This window comes from Chryseobacterium lathyri (genome assembly GCF_030812195.1).
GTDB classification, from domain to species: Bacteria; Bacteroidota; Bacteroidia; order Flavobacteriales; family Weeksellaceae; genus Chryseobacterium; species Chryseobacterium lathyri_A.
Map to the genome: position 1 here is coordinate 2217833 of NZ_JAUSSF010000001.1, position 19057 is coordinate 2236889.

A 19057-nucleotide genomic window follows, 5' to 3' on the forward strand; every position below is an offset into this window, starting at 1 on the left:
ATTCAATTGAAATTATTCAAATATTCCTGTCTTATTCTCTTAATAACAAAAAAAGATTTTCAATGAATAATCCTTGTCAGTTGTAAATAAAGCCTCCGCCAAACAATCAGCGGAGGTCTTTTTTATAATTTATAGATTCTGAATAACCGGTTTTACTTTTTCCCCAAACAACTCAATGGATTTCATCATGATATCGTGAGCAGGATCACCAATATCCATATGTCCAATGAATCTTGTGATTCCAAAAATTTCTTTCATGTAAGCAATTTTATCGGCAACTTCAGCCGGACTTCCGATGAATAAAGCACCATCTTTTGCTCTTCCTCCGTCATACTGCATTTTTGTGTAAGGAGCCCAGCCTCTGGTTGCCCCTACTCTGTCCATCTGAGATTTATAGTTGTTGAAATACCCGTCTACAACAGCCTGATCATGACTTACAAAGGTATGCGAATGAATTGCAATCTGCATTTTGGATATATCATGTCCTGCTTTTTGATATTCCTGCTTGTAAAATTCCACCAGATTCTTAAACTGTATTGGCATTCCTCCGATGATAGCTACCACCAAAGGCATACCCAGTTTTGCTGCACTTAAAACAGATTGTGGAGTTCCGCCTACTGCTCTCCAGATCGACAGCTTTCCGCCATTTTTTGCTCTCGGATAAACAGTTTGGTTCTGCATCGGCGCACGGAGTTTTCCTGACCAGGTTACATTTTCCTCTGAATTGATCTTTAACAGCAATTCCAGCTTTTCATCAAAAAGCTCTTCGTAATCATTCAGTGAATAGCCATACAGCGGAAAAGATTCAATAAAGCTTCCCCGTCCTACGAATATTTCAGCTCTTCCGTCTGATATTAAATCTAATGTTGAAAAATCTTCATAAACTTTTACCGGTTCTGAAGAACTTAAAACCGTAACACCACTTGCCAGCTTTATATTTTGGGTGATACTTGCCGCTGCAGCCAGCACCATTTCCGGAGACGAAACCGCATAATCCGGACGGTGATGCTCTCCCATCGCAAAAACATCAATGCCCACCTCATCCATCAATTTTATCTGATCCAGTATTTCACGGATCTTCACTCCTGCATTTCTATATTTTCCGGTAGCCGGATCAAAAGCCAGATCACCAAACATTCCTATTCCTAATTCCATATTTTTAGATTTTAGATAAACAAAATTACGGATGAATAAGATCAAAAACATTGATGTTTGTTAAGAACAGATTTTACCTATATTTGGTTATTTCTATAATTATAAAATGAAACATACCTTAACAGCTTTCTTACTTTTCTTAACCGGATTTTGTTTTTCACAAGGCAAAAGCGAAATCTACGTCATCGGCAATATCCATGACAGTGTATCCAATTATCATCCTAAAATACTTTTCGATATCCTTGATAAAGTAAAACCGGATATCATCCTTCATGAAGTAGATGGCCAAGGAATGAAAGACTACGAAAACGGTATTAGGATTACTGAAAACGAGATCAAGGCAAGCAATTCTTACCTGAAAAAATATCCTAATACATTAATTTTGAAGGCAGAAATCAGTACAGGAAGGACAGAGGAATGGTTCCTACTGATAATTTATCGGTGAAGTTAATCGACAGTCTTTATAAAGCAAAAAAATTAGCACCTTCTGAAGTGAAGATCTATGAAAATTTTACCAATCTCACAAAAGAACTGATGAAGATTGCAGAATTATCACCTGAAAATTTTAATAATGCCACAACAGACCAAATCTCAGAAAAAAGACAAAATGCCCAGTATTCTGAGCTTTTAAAGATCACTGAAGTAAGACCTGAATTTACGAGAAGGTTTGTCGTAAAGCCTAACGGAGAAAAGATCAGCTACAAAGACGGTTTTAAATTAATGTCTGGATTCTGGGATCTCAGAAACCAGACCATGGCTAAAAACATTTACAAGACTGCAGAAACCTATCCCGGTAAAAAGATCGTTGTGCTTACAGGTTTCCTGCATAGATATTATATATTAAAAGAACTGAAGAGAATCAACAACAAGCATATCATTAAAGAATTTTATGAATAATCAGTTCAATCTCCAGATAAAAAAAATCAATCTTAAAACAAAAAATCCAGCCTTCGGCTGGATTTTTCACTATTATTTCTTAAGATACTGATCAAAGTAGTCTGTCACTTTCTGCATCAGGTGAACCCTGTCTTTCCCGATCACATTATGCGGATGTCCCGGATAAGCAAAGTAATCAAGCTGAACGCCACTATCTACCGCAGACTTTATAAATTTAATGGAATGCTGCCATACCACCACATCGTCCTGAGCCCCGTGGATCATCAGTAATTTCCCTTTTAAGTTCTGCACTTTATCCAAAAGATTGGCAGTGGCATATCCCTGAGGATTTTCCTGCGGTGTGTCCATATATCTTTCCCCATACATTATCTCATACATTCTCCAATCGATTACCGGTCCTCCGGCAACGCCCACTTTGAAGACATCAGGTTGGCGAAGCATGAAGCTTGTCGTCATAAATCCACCAAAGCTCCATCCGTGGATCCCCATTCTTTGGGAGTCTACATAAGGAAGAGATTTTAAATAGTCCACTCCTTTCATCTGGTCATTCATTTCCGTTGTTCCCAGGTTTCTGAAAACAGCCTGCTCAAATTTCATTCCACGGTTGGCAGAACCTCTCCCATCCATAGTGAAAATGATGTATCCGTTTTGAGCCATGTATTCATACCAGAGATTTCCTGATGCCGGAAACGTATTGGTCACCAGCTGAAGATGCGGCCCGTTGTACAGATAAACAATCACCGGATATTTTTTATTGGCGTCAAAATCTGTAGGAAGAATAATCTTTCCGTAAAGAGGTGTTCCGTCGTCAGCTTTTAATTCTACATTTTTAATTTCAGGTCTCTGATAATTTTTCAGTGTATTTTCTGCCGTAAGAATGTTGATGGATTTAGCAGTATTGGTATTGATGATATTCACAGACCTTGGTGTACCGGCATTACTGTAGGTATCATAAAGATAAGTTCCGTCACTGCTCAGGATTCCTGTATGTACACCGGATGCATCATCCATTCGCTGTATTTTAAAGTTTGTCCAGTTGATCTTATATAAATGCTTTTCAAGCGGTGTTTCTTTAGTAGATGTGAAGTAGATCTCCTTTTTCTTTTCATTAAAGCCCAGAATGTCAGTTACCAGCCAGTCTCCTTTGGTGATCTGGGCAACAAGTCCTTTTTCAAGACTGTAGTGGAACAGGTGATTATATCCTGTTCTCTGGCTTTGCCAGATGAAATCTGTATTGGAGTTCGGGAAGAAAGTAAGTGGATGCTGAGGCTCTACATATTTATCGCTGGTTTCTTCAAATAAGGTTTTTACCAGGTTTCCTGTAGCAGCATCGTACTGGTTCATCTTTAAATGATTCTGTTCACGGTTAAGAACGCCTACAAAGATATATTTTGAATCCGGGCTCCAGGTAACGGCTGTCAGATACTGATCTTTTTCGCCTTCAATTTTCAGGAAAGTGGTTGACTGATTTTTAATATTATAGACCCCTAAAGTAACTTCGTGGGACTTTTGTCCTGCCATCGGATACTTGATGTTGTGATTTACAGCCGGCGTTACTGACCAGTCAATAACAGGATAATCGGCTACCATCGTCTGATCCATTCTGTAAAATGCTACAGCATCAGAATTAGGGGCAGGAAAAATTCCCGTATCAATTCCGAATTCGTTTCTGTGAACTGCTGCACCTCCGTTGATGATATTTTCATCAGAATCATTGGTTACAGCAATTGTTTTTCCGTTTTTGCTGACATATAGATTATTCTTTACCGTAAAGGCAAAAGTCTGGTTATCTCCGAACATTTTCATATTGGACGCATTTTCATCAACTATAGCAGTCGTTTTTACTCTCCAGTCGTTTCCTGATTTTTCGATCCAGAACATTTTATCGTTCGCACTGAAATAACCACTTGAACTTCCGATAAATTTGATTTGAGGGACTGCTTTTAGTTTAGTATCTGAAAATGATCTGTTCAGTTGGGTCAGAGACACTAAAGTATCCTGCTTATTGGTCTTAATATCAGTAATCAGATAACCGCCTTTTACAGCCTGAATATATGATTTACCGTCTGAGGTCCATGAGAATTGGGATATATTTTTCACGGCAAGATTTGTTCTCAATCCATTTACTGCCTCCGCCATTGTAAATTTTTGGGTCTGTGCGATTACAGAACTACCCAAAACTAGCATCAATAAAGAAAATCTATGTAATTTCATTGTATAAAATTGAATCCATCAAAAATAAGAAATAAAAATCATCCGTTAATAAATGTTAAATAAAACATTCATAAAACAGGATTTATTAACTTAATAGGGCAAATAGTGAAGGTCAATAGTAAATTTTATAGTCCGTCATAATTCACTATTCACTTGCAAAGCAATTGATGACTCACATAAAATTGGAGTTATTTCATTTCTTAACCTAAGTCAATGATTTGTATATGATCTCCGCCCTACATTTGCAGTATCAATAACAAACAAAAAATACAATACAATGGCAACAAAATGGAACCTAGACCCAACACATAGTGAAATTACTTTCAAAGTAAAACACATGATGATTTCTAATGTGAAAGGAAGCTTCAGAACTTTCAACGCAGAAATTGAAGCTGAAGACGATAGCTTTGCAAATGCTAAAACTACAGCTACTATCCAGACTGATTCTGTATTTACCAATAACACAGACAGAGACAATCATTTAAAATCCGGAGAGTTTTTCAACGCAGAAGAATATCCTTCCATTACATTTGAATCTCAGGCTTTAAATGATAAAGTAACCGGAAATCTTACAGTAAACGGTATTACAAAACCTATTACTTTAGATGTGGACTTCGGAGGGATCAATGTGGATCCTTGGGGAAATACGAAAGCAGGTTTTTCCTTTGAAGGAAAGATCAACAGAAAAGATTTCAGACTGAACTGGAATGCAGCTCTTGAAGCTGGAGGCGTAATGGTAAGTGACGAAGTAAAAATTGCCGGGGAATTACAGTTTGTAAAACAGGCATAATACAAAATCGAGTTTGGAACATTCTCTCCAAATATGTACCCATTAAAGTATACAAAAGGTTCAAGGATTTTCTAAAAGCCTTGGACCTTTTTTCTAATTACCTCCTTATTATGAACCTTAACGATCTGCAGAATATCAGCAACAATTTTGGAAATACCCAAAGAATGCCCGTTTTATTTCTCGGGCATGGCTCACCGATGAATGCTATTGAAGAAAACCAGTTTGTACAAGGATTTAGAAAAGCAGCGCATGAGATTCCTAAACCTAATGCCATCCTCTGTATTTCTGCACACTGGTATACGAAGGGAACTTTTGTCACTGCAATGGATATGCCGAGAACAATCCACGATTTCGGAGGTTTTCCGAAAGCTTTGTTTGATGTACAGTATCCTGCCCCGGGAAATCCGGAACTGGCGAGAGAAGCAGCTGAACTTCTGGCTCCTGTTTTGGTGGATGAAGATCATAACTGGGGACTTGACCATGGTGCATGGTCGGTCATTAAACATATGTATCCGGAAGCTGATATTCCCGTGATCCAGCTGAGCATAGACTATACAAAACCTGCGCAGTATCATTTTGATCTTGCTAAAAGGCTGAATGAACTCCGTGAAAAAGGAATCCTCATTATCGGAAGCGGAAATATTGTGCATAATCTCCGCCTGATCGACTGGAAAAATATTGATACTGTTGGCGCAGGATGGGATTGGGCTGTGGAAGCCAGAGAAAAGACAAATAGCTGGCTTCTTGATGGAAATTTTCAGAATATCATAGATTATCAGAAGCAGGGAACATTTCTGCAATATGCAGTTCCTACGCCGGATCATTATCTTCCGTTGATCTACACACTAGGTTTAAAAGATCAATCTGAAAGTCTGTCCTTATTTAATGACGAACTGATCGGCGGATCTCTGAGTATGACCAGTGTAAGGATAGGATAATCTGTATTTATCTATTATTTCATTACTAAGAACTTCTTCTACCCACTTATTGGGTTTAAAAGAAGGGAATATCACCTATCCGTACAGCTCATCAACGAAGGTATCTTTCAAAGAATTGAAATATAATTCCACTTGATGATCAGCTGGAAGACAATGATATTCCCTGGTATTTTTACTTAATATAATTTATTGTACAGCTGCCAGAACATTGATGTTTCCATAGCCGTAGCTTGAATTCACTGTAGGATAATAGGTAGCAGACTGTCTCATTTTATTGAGTACCTGGTCTCTTGTCCACGAAGGATTTTTAGCCCAAACAAGAGCAGCAATTCCAGCTGTAGCTGCCGTAGCCACGGATGAACCGCCTACATAATCCGCCTGATTGTTATAATAACTTAAAACAGGAACTGTATTTCCATTGGCTCTTTCCATCTGGAAGGTAAAATCGATCTGGCTTCCGGAATGGCAGACATCACATTTCTGGTTGGACGTTCCTTCTTTTACTCCGGTTACAGCCTGTGTTTCAGACATACTTGCCGGGAAAATAACGCCAACAAAATTGGTAAAACTGGTAGAAGTGCCTCCTGCACAAAAGATCAGCTTTCCTTTAGAATATGCGTATTTCACCCCATCCTCAATTTTCCCTACTGAGAAAATATGTCCCATCGACATGGAAATAATCTTTACACTGGTATTATTGGCCAGATCAGTAAATGCTGTTTTTACACCGTTCTGCTCACTGGAAGTTTCCAAAACAACATTGGAAGCCGCACGGTAGGTAATCAGATTGGCATTGTAGGCAACTCCTACAGGAAGTCCTGCATTATTTTTCGGGGCTGCCATTACAGAAGCCATTTTTGTTCCGTGTCCACATTGATCAGCTGGGCCATCTGTAGTGGATCCGTTGACATATGATCCAAATTTGCTGATTGTTCTTCCTGATGACGCTCCGGTATTGAAACTGCTTCCCAGCAATGTCTGCTCAGGTGAAACTCCGGTATCAATAAGCCCTATGGTGACTCCTGCTCCGGTGCTGTAGCTCCATGCATTTGGAATATTATGCTTCGTAAATGCCCATGGCACCTTGGCATTGGGAGCGGTAGTGGTATAATCTGCAGTATTTAAAACGGTGGATTCAAATCCGCATCCTGATGAAGAACCGCTGGACTTTGCATTGGGACTAAGGCTTTTTTCTATCTCAAAATAATGATAGTCTCCCGGCTCTACATAGCGGATGGTTTTCATTTTTCTCAATACCTTAATGGTTTCTTCCTTTTCAATAATGACATCTAATTGATTAAGATACTGGTCTGAAGAAATCAGAAACCTTGTCTGTTCAATCCCTTCATATTGCTGGATCAGGCCTAAAATTTCGGCTTCCATTGTTTTGTTTTCAGGAGAGAGACTTCTGTCAAAATCATCCTTTGAAACCCCAAATCCGATGGATACCATTCTGTTTCCTCTGAAAATTGCACTCCAAAGCAGATGGTCTGAAGCATTTTTCCAGTTGAAAGATCCGGTGTTTTTGATCGTGCTGTTAATTTCTGCATTGATCTGCTTTCCCGTCAAAGGATCTTTCTGAACAGCTTCAATTACAGGATTTTCGTTCTGTAGTTCATCTCTGGTACATGAATTCAAAACAAAAAATAATGCTAAGAGGTAAAATACTCTTTTTTTCATAGTTTTAATTGTATGGTTTGGAACCACAATATAACACTTTGATGTGATTTAAAAGCTTAGAAAAAATGAATTTAGTATTATGTGAATATGAATCTTATGCCTTACATTTCGAAAACCTTATACTCTTTTTTCGAAACATACACTATTGTCAATACCAATATATTGCCCATAATTGGGAATTCTTATGTAGCCACATTTTTCATACAATGCAATAGCCTCAGGCTGTTTGATTCCTGTTTCCAAAACACATTTTTTATATCCTTCTTCTTTGGCCCAGGTTTCCAATTCATTCAATATTTTGGAAGCAAAACCTTTTCCTCTCTTTTCTATATCCGTATACATCCTTTTTATTTCCACGGTATCTTCAGAAAAAGGCTTGAAAGCACCACAGGCCACCGCCGTATCATCAGAGTAAGCTACCACACAATTTTTAAGCATGTCAATTGAATTGAACTGATGATAAAATTCATGATCTTCTCCATCCCGTACAGCAAGATCAGCATCGAGGAGCTTAACTAAACTCTGGAAATCTCTATTGGATGAATCGGTTCTTTTGGTATTCATCTTTTTGTTTTTGAATTAAATAAATATTTTGAAATTATTGTTTCTGTTGTTTTTTAAACTTTTACAGACAAGCAAATTTAATAAATGATTATATTATTAAAATATCTCCTCTGTTATTTATTGTGCTGGATAGAATCAAATTCAGCAGTACGATAAAGTTCTTCAGGAACCTGTGCCAATGTAGATTCATAAAGTTTCATACCAAGTCCATAAAACTGTTGAGAGCTCATTATAAACGGGCGTCATTTGTCCGGGTCAACCCAGTTGGAAAAACCGTCCATCAATATGGATTCTTCCATGTGCACCCTTACTATTTTCAGTTCAGCATAGATAATATTCCCGCGTAGACTTCATTATCCTCGCCAATACCAAAAATCTATTTCCTGCAGTATTTTACTTCAAAATTGGTATATGGAAAAATTATATGCACTTTATGGAACAAAAAAAGCTCCCATTTCTGGAAGCTTTATATTTCTTAATTGAATTAATCTACTTTAAATTCTCTGTTATTGATCAGCTCTGCAATTGCCAGCATATCTTTTCCTATCAGTCTGTCATCTTCCAGTTTTTTAACTTTATAACGGATAATCGCATAGTTTTCCTCAATGATCTTCGAACATTTGGCAGGTCTTCTGAATTCTAATCCCTGCGCTGCAAACATTAATTCCACAGATAAAATATTAACCAGATTTCCTAAAACCTGATTGAATTTTCTACCGGAAATACTTCCCATAGAAACGTGGTCTTCCTGCCCTAAGCTTGTCGGAATAGAGTCTGCCGATGCCGGGAAACACAATGTTTTATTTTCCGTGACCAAAGCCGCTGAAGTATACTGAGGAATCATAAATCCTGAATTCAGTCCTGAGCTTTCCGTTAGTAATCTCGGTAATCCGTATTTTCCTTCTAATAATAAATAGCTTCTTCTGTCTGAAATATTTCCTAATTCAGCTGCTGCAAGTGTTGCATAATCAAGAGGAAGAGCCATCAATTGCCCGTGGAAGTTTCCTCCGGAAATAGATTCTTCAGCACTTAGCACAATTGGGTTATCCGTTACCGAATTCAACTCTGTTTCAGCCATTAGTTTAAGATGTTCAAAAGCATTTCTGCTGGCACCGTGTACCTGAGGAACACATCTCATGGAATAAGGGTCCTGAACTCTTTCACAGTCCTCATGGGCTTTCATATTTTCTGAACCTTTTAAAAATTTAACCATTCTGGCTGCTACTTTTTTGCTGCCTTCAAAAGGTCTGATGTCGTGAAGTTCCTTTTTGAACGGGCTTTCAGAGCCTCTATAGGCCTCAATACTCATTGCAGCAGTCATATCCGCTAAGTTTAATAAGTATTCGAATTTTTCTAATCCTTTAATAGCGTGAGCCAGAATAAACTGGGTTCCGTTAATCAGTCCCAACCCTTCTTTCGGACCTAAAGCCAACGGCTCAAGGCCGTGCCTGTCCAAAACTTCCATAGTTTCGAAAATCTGATCACCTTCCCAAACCTGTCCCAATCCGAGTAACGGAAGTACAAGATGCGCAAGAGGAGCTAAATCTCCTGAAGCCCCTACAGATCCCTGTTCCGGCACCACAGGAATGATATCTTTTTCAAGCATCAGGATCAATCTTTCAATCACTTCCAGAGAGACTCCTGAAAATCCTTTGGACAATGCATGCACTTTCGCAATGATCATGATTTTGGAAAATTCCTTGTCGATAGGCTTTCCTACACCTACTGCATGAGAAATGATAAGGTTATACTGCAGCTGAGCTGTTTCGTCAGCCGATATCTTAGTATCGCAAAGCGGTCCGAAACCCGTGTTGATCCCATACACGCATCTATCGGACTCTACTATTTTCTGAACATTTTTCTGAGATTTCAGGATCTGTTCTTTAGCTGCTTTGTTAAGTTTAGCTTTACCTGGCTTTTTACAGATTTCCAGAACATCATGGAAAGTAAAAACATCTACACCGTATATCATTTCTAAAAAATTTCCTTAAAATTACGCATTTAGCGATTATTGTAAAAGCTAAATTTGACAGTATTGTATTTTTGTAATAATAAGTGATTTTATTTAGTATTTTTACCAACAAAATAATAGAACAATTAACAATAACTTATGAAACTTAAAATTTTACTGCTTACCCTGTGTCTTGCAGGCACTGCAACTTTTGCCCAGAAGGTAAAATATTCCAAAGAAGAGATAAAAAAAATGGAAACATATCTTTTCAACGAGGGTTTTAATTCACCTTCTCCCAAAAAGACATCAACTATTATTTTAAAAGACGGAACAACCCATAAAGGTTTCTGCGGTAAGATTGAAACTAAAAAAGGACAAATCTATGAAGTTGCTTTGAAAGACAGCATCACTAAAAAAAATGAAGTATTTAATGCCGAACAGATTAATGAAATGTATGTATATCCCAGCAATGCAGAAAAAATTGCAAAAGTCGGGAAATATATGAGCAACATCAGAAACTTCGGCACCAAAAAGCTTACCAAGAATACAGCTGGTGGAAGAATACATTTTGTAAATCAAACCGTTTCCCTGAAAAATAAAAAAGATGACAAAGAATTCCTGATGCAGCTGATCAATCCTGACTTCAGTGATATTATTTCTGTATATCACGATCCCAGAGCTAAAGAAACTGCCGGTTTTTCTATGATGGGTTCTCCTCAGCTTGGCGGCGGCGTTATTAAATCTTATTATGTAAAGAAAGGCGATAAGGTAATGTGGCTTCACAAAGATGACTTTGAAGGTAATTATGAATTCCTGTTTGGCGACAATTCAGAATTCATGAAAAAATATCCTAAAAATTCAGTTGAATGGGATTATTTCAGCTTCCTGGTAAATGAATACACTTCGATGAATAACGGATAGAATATTTTAAATCATATCACTAAAACTGCAGAAAAATTTTGCAGTTTTTTTGTTCTTTTAAATCCCGGATGGATTCCGTAATTTTGTTATATGAATCCTTCTTTAGAATTACAGCTCAAAACTTTACCATCAGAACCAGGCGTTTATCGTTATTATGATAAAAACGACCAATTGCTGTATGTAGGAAAGGCCAAAAATTTAAAGAAAAGGGTTCTCTCCTACTTCAACAAAAATCTTCCGGGATACCGTATCAAAATAATGGTAGGAAAGATTGTACGTCTTGAAACAACCATCGTTAACAGCGAATACGATGCGCTTTTGCTTGAAAACAATCTGATCAAGGAACACCGTCCTTTTTATAATGTACTCTTAAAGGATGATAAAACGTATCCATGGATCTGTATCAAAAATGAAAGTTTTCCAAGGATATTCCTCACCAGAAATGTAATCAAAGACGGATCAGAATATTATGGACCTTATGCTAAAGTTCGCCCTGCAAAGATTTTGCTGGATACCATCAAACATATTTATAAGCTAAGGACCTGTAATCTTAATCTTTCGCCTGCTAAAATTGCGGAGGGAAAATACAAAGTATGCCTGGAATACCATATTAAAAACTGCGAGGGGCCTTGCGAGGATCTGGAAAGTAAGGAGGATTATGATGAAAAAATCGATGCCATCCGCGGAATTATCAAAGGTGATTTCCGGAAAGCAAAAGAGTATCTGGTGAATCAGATGATGAAAATGGCTTCCAATCTTAAGTTTGAAGAAGCTCAGATCATTAAGGAAAGACTGGATATCCTGGAAGATTATCAGGCTAAAAATACAGTCGTAAATCCAAATATCGATGATGTAGATGTTTTTGGAATGACCAGTGATGAAGCGGCAGCTTATGTGAATTTTTTCAAGATAAGAAACGGAAATATCATTCAGAGTTTCACCACGGAGATCAAAAAGATCCTTGAAGAAACGGATGAAGATATCATGGAAGAAGCTTTGATTGAGATCCGGCAGAAATTTAGTTCTGATTCTAAAGAAGTATTATTACCATTTCATCTTTCTGTAGAAATCCCGAATGTAAAACTGATCGTTCCGAAAGTCGGTGATAAAAAAAGGATTGTGGAACTTTCCGAGAAAAATGCGAAGGAATATCGTTTAGAAAAATTAAAGCAGGTACAGATTGTAGATCCGGAAAGACATACAAACAGAATCATGTCCGAAATGCAGAAACTGCTTCGAATGCCCGTGGAGCCAAGACATATTGAAGGTTTTGATAACTCGAATATCCAGGGAACGAACCCTGTTTCTGCATGTGTCGTTTTTAAAGACGGAAAACCAAGCAAAGCCGACTACAGAATTTTCCACCCGAAAACAGTGGAAGGCGCCAATGATTTCGCTACAATGGAAGAGGTAATTTATCGCCGGTATAAAAGAATGCTGGATGAAGGTGAAAACCTGCCCCAACTGATTCTTATAGATGGAGGAAAAGGTCAGCTTTCGTCTGCTGTGAAGAGTTTAAAATTATTGGGTCTTTATGGCAAAATCACGATTGTAGGGATTGCAAAAAGGCTCGAAGAGATTTTCTTTCCTGAAGATTCTATTCCTTTATATCTTGATAAAAAATCGGAAACATTAAAGATTTTGCAACGGGTAAGGGACGAAGCTCACCGTTTTGGGGTAAAGCATCACAGAACCAGAAGAAAAAATTCTACCATTAAGTCTGAACTGGAAGAAATTCCGGGTGTCGGAGGGAAAACGATTGAATTGCTTTTATCTAAATTAAAATCTGTTAAAAGGATCAAAGAATCGAGTTTGGAAACACTGGAAGAGATTTTAGGGAAAAGTAAGGCGAAAATTGTTCATGATTTCTTTAATAACACTAACAATTAGAACTATTTATTTGTAGTTTTAATTATTAATATTCAAATTAACTGCCTTATACTTATTTAATCTATTATAAATTTTTATTTTTAATGTTTTTTTCATATTTTAGTGTTATAAACCCTAACCATATGAAAAATAACTACATTTTCGCAAAATTCTTTGCCCTATTCTTCGTGTCTGCATTTGCTAATCTTTTTTACTCACAGACCTATTGCAATCCGTCATATCCTAGTGGATGCTCCAGCTGGAGAATTACCCAAGTTGCCATTCCGCAGGCTAGTTTCAACAATACTTTTGCAGCAGGAACCTGCACCAGCGGAAGAGACAGAACTTCAGTAAGCATGAATCTGACGACTGGTGTCAATTATGACATTAACATAACAACAACGGGATGGATATCCTGCGGAATGGCTATTGACTTCAATAAAGACGGTGATTTTGATGATGCAGGAGAAGCTTTATTTTTACCAGGCTATATCGCCAACTCAACACAAGTTTACACCGGAACATTTACAATTCCTAATTCCGTGACAGCCGGAGCGTACAGAATGAGAATTTGGAACCGTCTGGCAAATTCAGGTGACGGAACTCCAGCACAATCGCCATGTGGAACTTATGCATACGGAACCTGGACAGATTATACCGCTAATATTGTAAGTGCTTTGTCCACTTCTGAAGTTACAAAAGCTTCTGCTAAAGTATATCCTAATCCTGTTTCTGATGTTTTAAATATAGAAGGTAAAAACACAATTGAATCTATAGAAATTTATGATGCGAACGGAAAATTAGTAAAAACTGTTTCATCACAAAAAAGCAATACATCAATTCCATTATCCGAACTGGTTCCCGGAACGTATACAGCAAAGATTAACGGTAAAAAAGAAAATCAAACTTTAAAGTTTATCAAGAAATAAAATTTCTTCATATATAGCAAAAAGTCCTCGTATTGAGGACTTTTTGTTATTCAATTTAATCAATATTTATTTTTGCAGAAATATTTCCTTAGAATATTCTCCATTAGATTGTGGCATATCAATCACAATATTTCCATTCTCGTAATATCCGATAGTATAAGTTCCATCTGAAAGTTTTACCCTAAAAACATCTTTTTTGGAAGAAGTTTTAAAAACTGCAAATGGTACAGAACTTCCATTGTCTGTCAGGATAAATTGATTTGTATCCACCTGTATTTTCTGAAGGTTAAGCCTACCGTTGGTATATTTACCGGATGTATTTTCTGTAACAGGCGCAGATGAAGGTTCATCATTATTTTTAACAGGCCCTGTATTTGAACTCTCAGTTTTCATAGCCTGAAGATTTGCCACCGGATTTGAAGCTGGAAGTGAAACCAGAGACTGCTTAAGAGCATCCTGATAGCCTTCTTTATATTCTTTAATGTTCGAACTTCCTTTTGATGAAAACACCACATTCCCATTACAGTCTTTAAACTCAAGCTCTAGTTTATTTCTTAGAAAACTGCTTTTATTAAGCACATTGCCCACAGCAAAGCTGCAAGAGTTCTTCTCAATTCCCGAAGGCCACTGATCTTTACCTTCCCGGACAACTACGTATCCTTTTGATTTTAAAGCCTTGGCTAAGGAATCATCAAGACCATATGATTCTTTTTCGAAATCTTTAAAGTTCTGAGGAATAGAAATATATTTATAATCAGAAACCTTTTGCCCGAAAACAGCAGTTACTGCCAACATAAATGTAAGTACCGAAATCTTTTTCATTGCTTTTAAATTAATTCAAAGTTAGTCATTTCTGAATGCTCCCATATCTAATTTAAGGGAGAAAAAATTAGAATAGAAGTTAGATCCTCCGATCCCTGAATTGGTGATCGCATAATCCAGTGTAAGCCCTCTGTATCTTATACCAAGACCGGCACTCGGCTGGAAGGAAACTTTTCTTTTCAAATCTTCAATATCTGTAATAGACTGGAATCTGTTAATCCCAAGTCTTACAAAGATCATTTTCTGATACCCAAGTTCAGCACCCGCATAAGGTGTTATACTTGCAAAATCTGTAGATATCAAAGCTGCAGTTTTAGCAAAGTCAACATTAATCCCAGCTTCAGGCAATACATAAACGCTGCTGTTGATATTGAATATTTTACTCGCTCCTACATTCAGCTTAGGCATGGTAAGTTCCATTTTATCTTTTGGTGCCGGGTTGAACTCTTCACCATTTACTACAGTTGAGAGCTCACCCTGATTGATGCTCCAGAAGTTCACCGTAGTGGTTGCATCACGTAGCATCCCTCCAAATTTCCATCCATTATCAGCCTTATAAATGGCTCCTATATCAAAACCAAAACCGTAGCCGCTTGCAAATTTCCCTACATTTCTATAAACAATTTTAGCATTTACCCCTACATCCAGTTTAGGATTGCCTGCTGGATTGAAGGCATAGGAAAGAATAGCAGCATAATCAGACTGGGAAAATTTTGTGATTTTATCATAGTCAATATTACCTTCAGCATCGATCATTTGTGTCGTGTTCAGGATATTATCTACTCCTAATCTTACTATAGAAACTCCAAATACTCCTTCTTCCAGGACTTTTGCGTACGCCAGATAATCATACTTTGCAATAGATTCAAAATATTCTGCGTGCATTGCTGCGCCTTGCCAGTCCCGTTCAATAGCCATTAAACCTGCCGGGTTCCACATGGGAGAATATACATCGTCCTGGTTGGAAATTACAGCTCCACCCATCGCCAGTCCTCTTGCTCCGGCCCCGATATTTAAAAATTCATTGGAATATTTTCTTATAATCTGAGATTGAGACAGCCCAAACAGCAGTGAAAATACAAGTAAAAAATATTTCTTCATCATATAAATTTGATGCTTAGTTAAAGTTTTTTTGTTTTCTGGCTTTTATTAATCCATTTACAATAATAGCCAATATCATAACGCCTGAAGCTACATAAAATATATGGCTCATTTCTTCTGATTCTCCAAAGATAAAAAAAGCTAGTATAATTCCGTAGACAGGTTCTAAATTAACTGTTAAAATTAGAGTAAAAGGCGAAATATACTTCATAAGCTTCACCGATTCCAGCATCGGAAAAGCTGTAAAAACACTTGCCAGTAAGCATATTAACGCCAGATCTCTGTAGTTTATTTCATTCATTTGAAAAATCTGTCCTGTAAACATATAAAATATTGCCAGAACAAACCACCCACAAAAAATTTCATAGAATATAATATTTCCTGAACTGGTTTTTCCAAACATTTTACCGTTAAAAACAGAGAAGATAGTTCCGAATACTGCGCAGAGAATCCCATAGATGATACCTTCCTTAAAATGAAATTCGGTTTTAAAAATTAATAATATACAGGCAACGATCACTACTCCCATCACAACTTCCGATATATCAATTTTTCTTTTAAAAATAACAGGCTCCAATATGGAAGCAAATAAGGTAGAAAGAGACAGGCAGCTTAATGCTATGGAAACATTGGATACTTTAATGGAATAAAAAAAACAATACCAGTGAAGTGCCATGGCACAGCCTATTCCGGCAAGCTGAAAAAATATTTTTTTTGATATTTTAATACTCTCTTTTTTGTAAATCCTGATAAATGCAAATAAAAATACAGCAGCAAACAGCATTCTATAAAATACAAGGATCTGTGCGTTGGCATGAATCAGTTTTCCTAAAATTGCGGTAAACCCCCATAAAAAAACAATTAAATGCAGCCTGAAAAGTGCTAATTTTTGCATATTCTAACTTCTGTAAATTTTTAACAGGCAAATTTACAAATAGCATTTAGAATTATTGATAAAAAGATAAATTTAGTCAATAAAAAAGTAAAAAGCGTAAAACGGGTTCGTCTTTTAATAATATGACATAAAAAAACCCTGAAAATTTGTTCAACGTTCAGGGCCTTCAAATAATAAACTATTAAAAAAATAAACTAGGAACTTAGAGTAATTAACAAGGAATATTATTCCTTTTACTCTGAAGTAAAGTTAGAAAAATTATCAGTAATTTAAAAATATTTTTTTGTTAAAAATTTCACAATTTTCTGAGAACCAATATATTAAACACTTGTTTTACTACAAACGCTATTCATTATAAAAATAGTATCTTTAGCCGTAAAAAATTGAAATTTTATGGACCTTGAATTTAACAAACGGGAAGATCAAAATAGATTAAAATTATCTGGTATCAATCAATTACTCGCTGAAATAAAAAAAGGTGGCGGTGAAAAAAGGCTACAAAAGCTTCGTGATGAGGGAAAAATGACAGCAAGAGAAAGAATTGAATATCTTCTCGACAAAGGTTCAAACTCCATAGAGATCGGTGCATTTGCTGGTTATGAAATGTATGAAGAGCATGGCGGATGTCCTTCCGGAGGAGTTGTCATAGTAATGGGATATGTTTCCGGCAGACAATGTCTTGTTGTTGCTAATGATGCTTCAGTAAAAGCCGGTGCCTGGTTTCCTATCACCGGAAAAAAGAATCTCAGAGCACAGGAGATTGCTATGGAAAATAAAATTCCTATCATTTATCTGGTAGACTCTGCAGGTGTTTACCTTCCTATGCAGGATGAGATTTTCCCTGATAAAGAACATTTCGGACGAATTTTTAGAAATAATGCTAAAATGAGCTCTATGGGAATTATTCAGATCTCAGCCGTTATGGGCAGCTGCGTAGCTGGAGGAGCCTATCTTCCTATTATGAGCGATGAAGCAATGATTGTTGATAAAACCGGCTCTATTTTCCTTGCCGGAAGTTATCTTGTTAAGGCTGCTATCGGGGAAAGCATTGATAATGAAACCCTGGGAGGAGCTACTACACACTGTTCAATTTCGGGAGTTACAGATTATAAGGCTAAAGATGATAAAGATGCTTTAGACAGGATCAAAACGATCATGAAATCTATTGGAACTAATGAAAAAGCAGGATTCGACAGAATAGAAAGTTTTCCTCCAAAAGAAAATCCTGATAATATTTTTGGAATTGTTCCTGTTTCAAGAACCGAACAGTATGATACATACGAGATCATTAAATGTTTGGTTGATAATTCTGAATATGATGAATATAAGCCAGACTATGGAAAAAGTATCATTTGTGCCACAGCCAGAATTGATGGATGGTCTGTAGGAATTGTTGCTAACCAGAGAAAGCTTGTAAAAAGCGGTAAAGGTGAAATGCAGTTTGGTGGTGTTATTTATTCGGATTCTGCCGATAAATCAACTAGATTTATTGCCAATTGTAACCAAAGAAAGATTCCTTTAATTTTCCTTCAGGATGTTACAGGATTTATGGTGGGTTCAAAATCTGAACATGGAGGGATCATTAAAGATGGCGCTAAAATGGTGAATGCCGTTTCTAATTCAGTGGTTCCAAAATTTACAATTATTACAGGAAATTCTTATGGGGCAGGAAATTATGCAATGTGTGGTAAAGCTTACGATCCCAGATTAATTGTAGCATGGCCTTGGGCAGATCTTGCTGTAATGGGTGGATCGCAGGCAGCAAAAGTTTTGGTGCAAATTCAGGAATCAACTTTAAAAAAGCAAGGCAAGCAAATCTCTGAAGAAGAACATAATGAAATTCTGAATACTATTACTAAAAGATACCAAAAGCAGACAGAAGCTACTTATGCTGCTGCTAGGCTTTGGACGGATGCTATTATCAGTCCTACAGATACAAGAAAATGGATTTCTATGGGTATTGAAGCAGCTAATCACTCTCCTATTACAGAGAAATTTAATATGGGAGTTATTCAGGTTTAATTGATCTTCCATAATCAATAATAAATCGTCCACTAGAGACGATTTTTTTTGTTTAGCCTCAAGATAATTAAGAATTATAAGCTATAAATTATGAATGCTTGAGTGATGAATGATCATTTTCCTGTCGTGTCTCGCCCTATTCCCATAGCTTATCAATATTGCTGATTGTGTCCCTTGGGGTATGGTATATGTATGGGATATAAGTATATGTATGGATGGGGTATATAACAAAAAAAGTCTCATACAATAACTGTATGAGACTTTTAATAAAAACTGGCGGCGGCCTACTCTCCCGCTTTCGCAGTACCA

At 36.9% G+C, this 19057-nt stretch carries 16 protein-coding genes; 8 read left to right on the forward strand and 8 right to left on the reverse strand.

The genetic code is table 11. The annotated features are described in order from the left end of the window. Positions 1-129: 129 nt before the first annotated feature. The gene (locus J2T03_RS10080; protein ID WP_307211028.1) at positions 130-1155 is read right to left on the reverse strand and encodes an LLM class flavin-dependent oxidoreductase; all 1026 of its coding nucleotides are present in this window, start codon (positions 1153-1155) and stop codon (positions 130-132) included. 106 nt (positions 1156-1261) lie between these two features. On the opposite strand from J2T03_RS10080, the gene J2T03_RS10085 reads away from it, so the two are divergent. Both J2T03_RS10085 and J2T03_RS10090 read left to right on the forward strand, forming a co-directional pair. After that, complete coding sequence (locus tag J2T03_RS10085; protein WP_307211030.1) at positions 1262-1600, forward strand: hypothetical protein; 339 nt, start codon at positions 1262-1264, stop codon at positions 1598-1600. After that, positions 1597-2052 (forward strand): hypothetical protein, encoded by a 456-nt coding sequence (locus J2T03_RS10090; RefSeq protein ID WP_307211031.1) that lies wholly within the window; start codon positions 1597-1599, stop codon positions 2050-2052. Before J2T03_RS10085 ends, J2T03_RS10090 begins: the two co-directional genes overlap by 4 nt. 72 nt (positions 2053-2124) lie before the next feature. Here J2T03_RS10090 and J2T03_RS10095 read toward each other — a convergent pair whose 3' ends face one another. After that, entirely contained in the window at positions 2125-4266 is a 2142-nt protein-coding gene (locus tag J2T03_RS10095) for a S9 family peptidase (RefSeq protein WP_307211033.1), read from the reverse strand. Positions 4267-4543: 277 nt separating this feature from the next. Here J2T03_RS10095 and J2T03_RS10100 point away from each other — a divergent pair, with 277 nt between their 5' ends. Then, entirely contained in the window at positions 4544-5056 is a 513-nt protein-coding gene (locus J2T03_RS10100) for a YceI family protein (protein ID WP_307211035.1), read from the forward strand. Positions 5057-5166: 110 nt separating this feature from the next. Then, complete coding sequence (gene ygiD / locus J2T03_RS10105) at positions 5167-5994, forward strand: 4,5-DOPA dioxygenase extradiol (RefSeq protein WP_307211037.1); 828 nt, start codon at positions 5167-5169, stop codon at positions 5992-5994. A gap of 186 nt (positions 5995-6180) precedes the next feature. Here ygiD and J2T03_RS10110 read toward each other — a convergent pair whose 3' ends face one another. The 3 genes from J2T03_RS10110 to hutH form a co-directional block, all read right to left on the reverse strand. After that, on the reverse strand, positions 6181-7674 hold the full coding sequence (locus J2T03_RS10110) for a S8 family peptidase (protein ID WP_307211038.1): 1494 nt from the start codon (positions 7672-7674) through the stop codon (positions 6181-6183). A gap of 117 nt (positions 7675-7791) precedes the next feature. After that, positions 7792-8238 carry a GNAT family N-acetyltransferase gene (locus J2T03_RS10115; protein ID WP_307211040.1) on the reverse strand — a complete coding sequence of 149 codons (447 nt, stop codon included), beginning with the start codon at positions 8236-8238 and terminating at the stop codon, positions 7792-7794. Between the two features lie 484 nt (positions 8239-8722). Next, entirely contained in the window at positions 8723-10210 is a 1488-nt protein-coding gene (gene hutH, locus J2T03_RS10120; protein ID WP_307211042.1) for a histidine ammonia-lyase, read from the reverse strand. Between the two features lie 138 nt (positions 10211-10348). Between hutH and J2T03_RS10125 the strand changes: the two genes are divergently transcribed. The 3 genes from J2T03_RS10125 (at position 10349) to J2T03_RS10135 (ending at position 13908) form a co-directional block, all read left to right on the forward strand. Next, the gene (locus tag J2T03_RS10125; RefSeq protein WP_307211044.1) at positions 10349-11110 is read left to right on the forward strand and encodes a hypothetical protein; all 762 of its coding nucleotides are present in this window, start codon (positions 10349-10351) and stop codon (positions 11108-11110) included. Between the two features lie 90 nt (positions 11111-11200). Then, entirely contained in the window at positions 11201-13000 is a 1800-nt protein-coding gene (gene uvrC, locus J2T03_RS10130; RefSeq protein WP_307211046.1) for an excinuclease ABC subunit UvrC, read from the forward strand. A gap of 122 nt (positions 13001-13122) precedes the next feature. Beyond that, on the forward strand, positions 13123-13908 hold the full coding sequence (locus J2T03_RS10135) for a T9SS type A sorting domain-containing protein (RefSeq protein WP_307211049.1): 786 nt from the start codon (positions 13123-13125) through the stop codon (positions 13906-13908). 66 nt (positions 13909-13974) lie between these two features. On the opposite strand, the gene J2T03_RS10140 is transcribed toward J2T03_RS10135, so the two are convergent. From J2T03_RS10140 to J2T03_RS10150, 3 genes are read right to left on the reverse strand one after another with little or no spacing between them, the layout of a single operon-like run. After that, positions 13975-14730 (reverse strand): hypothetical protein, encoded by a 756-nt coding sequence (locus tag J2T03_RS10140; protein WP_307211051.1) that lies wholly within the window; start codon positions 14728-14730, stop codon positions 13975-13977. A gap of 21 nt (positions 14731-14751) precedes the next feature. Further along, a complete protein-coding gene (locus J2T03_RS10145; protein WP_307211052.1) occupies positions 14752-15834 on the reverse strand; it encodes a putative type IX sorting system protein PorV2 in 1083 nt (360 codons plus the stop codon). Between the two features lie 13 nt (positions 15835-15847). Next, positions 15848-16726, reverse strand: coding sequence for a DMT family transporter (locus J2T03_RS10150; RefSeq protein WP_307211054.1), 879 nt, complete (start codon positions 16724-16726; stop codon positions 15848-15850). A gap of 393 nt (positions 16727-17119) precedes the next feature. Here J2T03_RS10150 and J2T03_RS10155 point away from each other — a divergent pair, with 393 nt between their 5' ends. Next, a complete protein-coding gene (locus J2T03_RS10155; RefSeq protein WP_307211055.1) occupies positions 17120-18748 on the forward strand; it encodes an acyl-CoA carboxylase subunit beta in 1629 nt (542 codons plus the stop codon). Positions 18749-19057 lie beyond the last annotated feature (309 nt).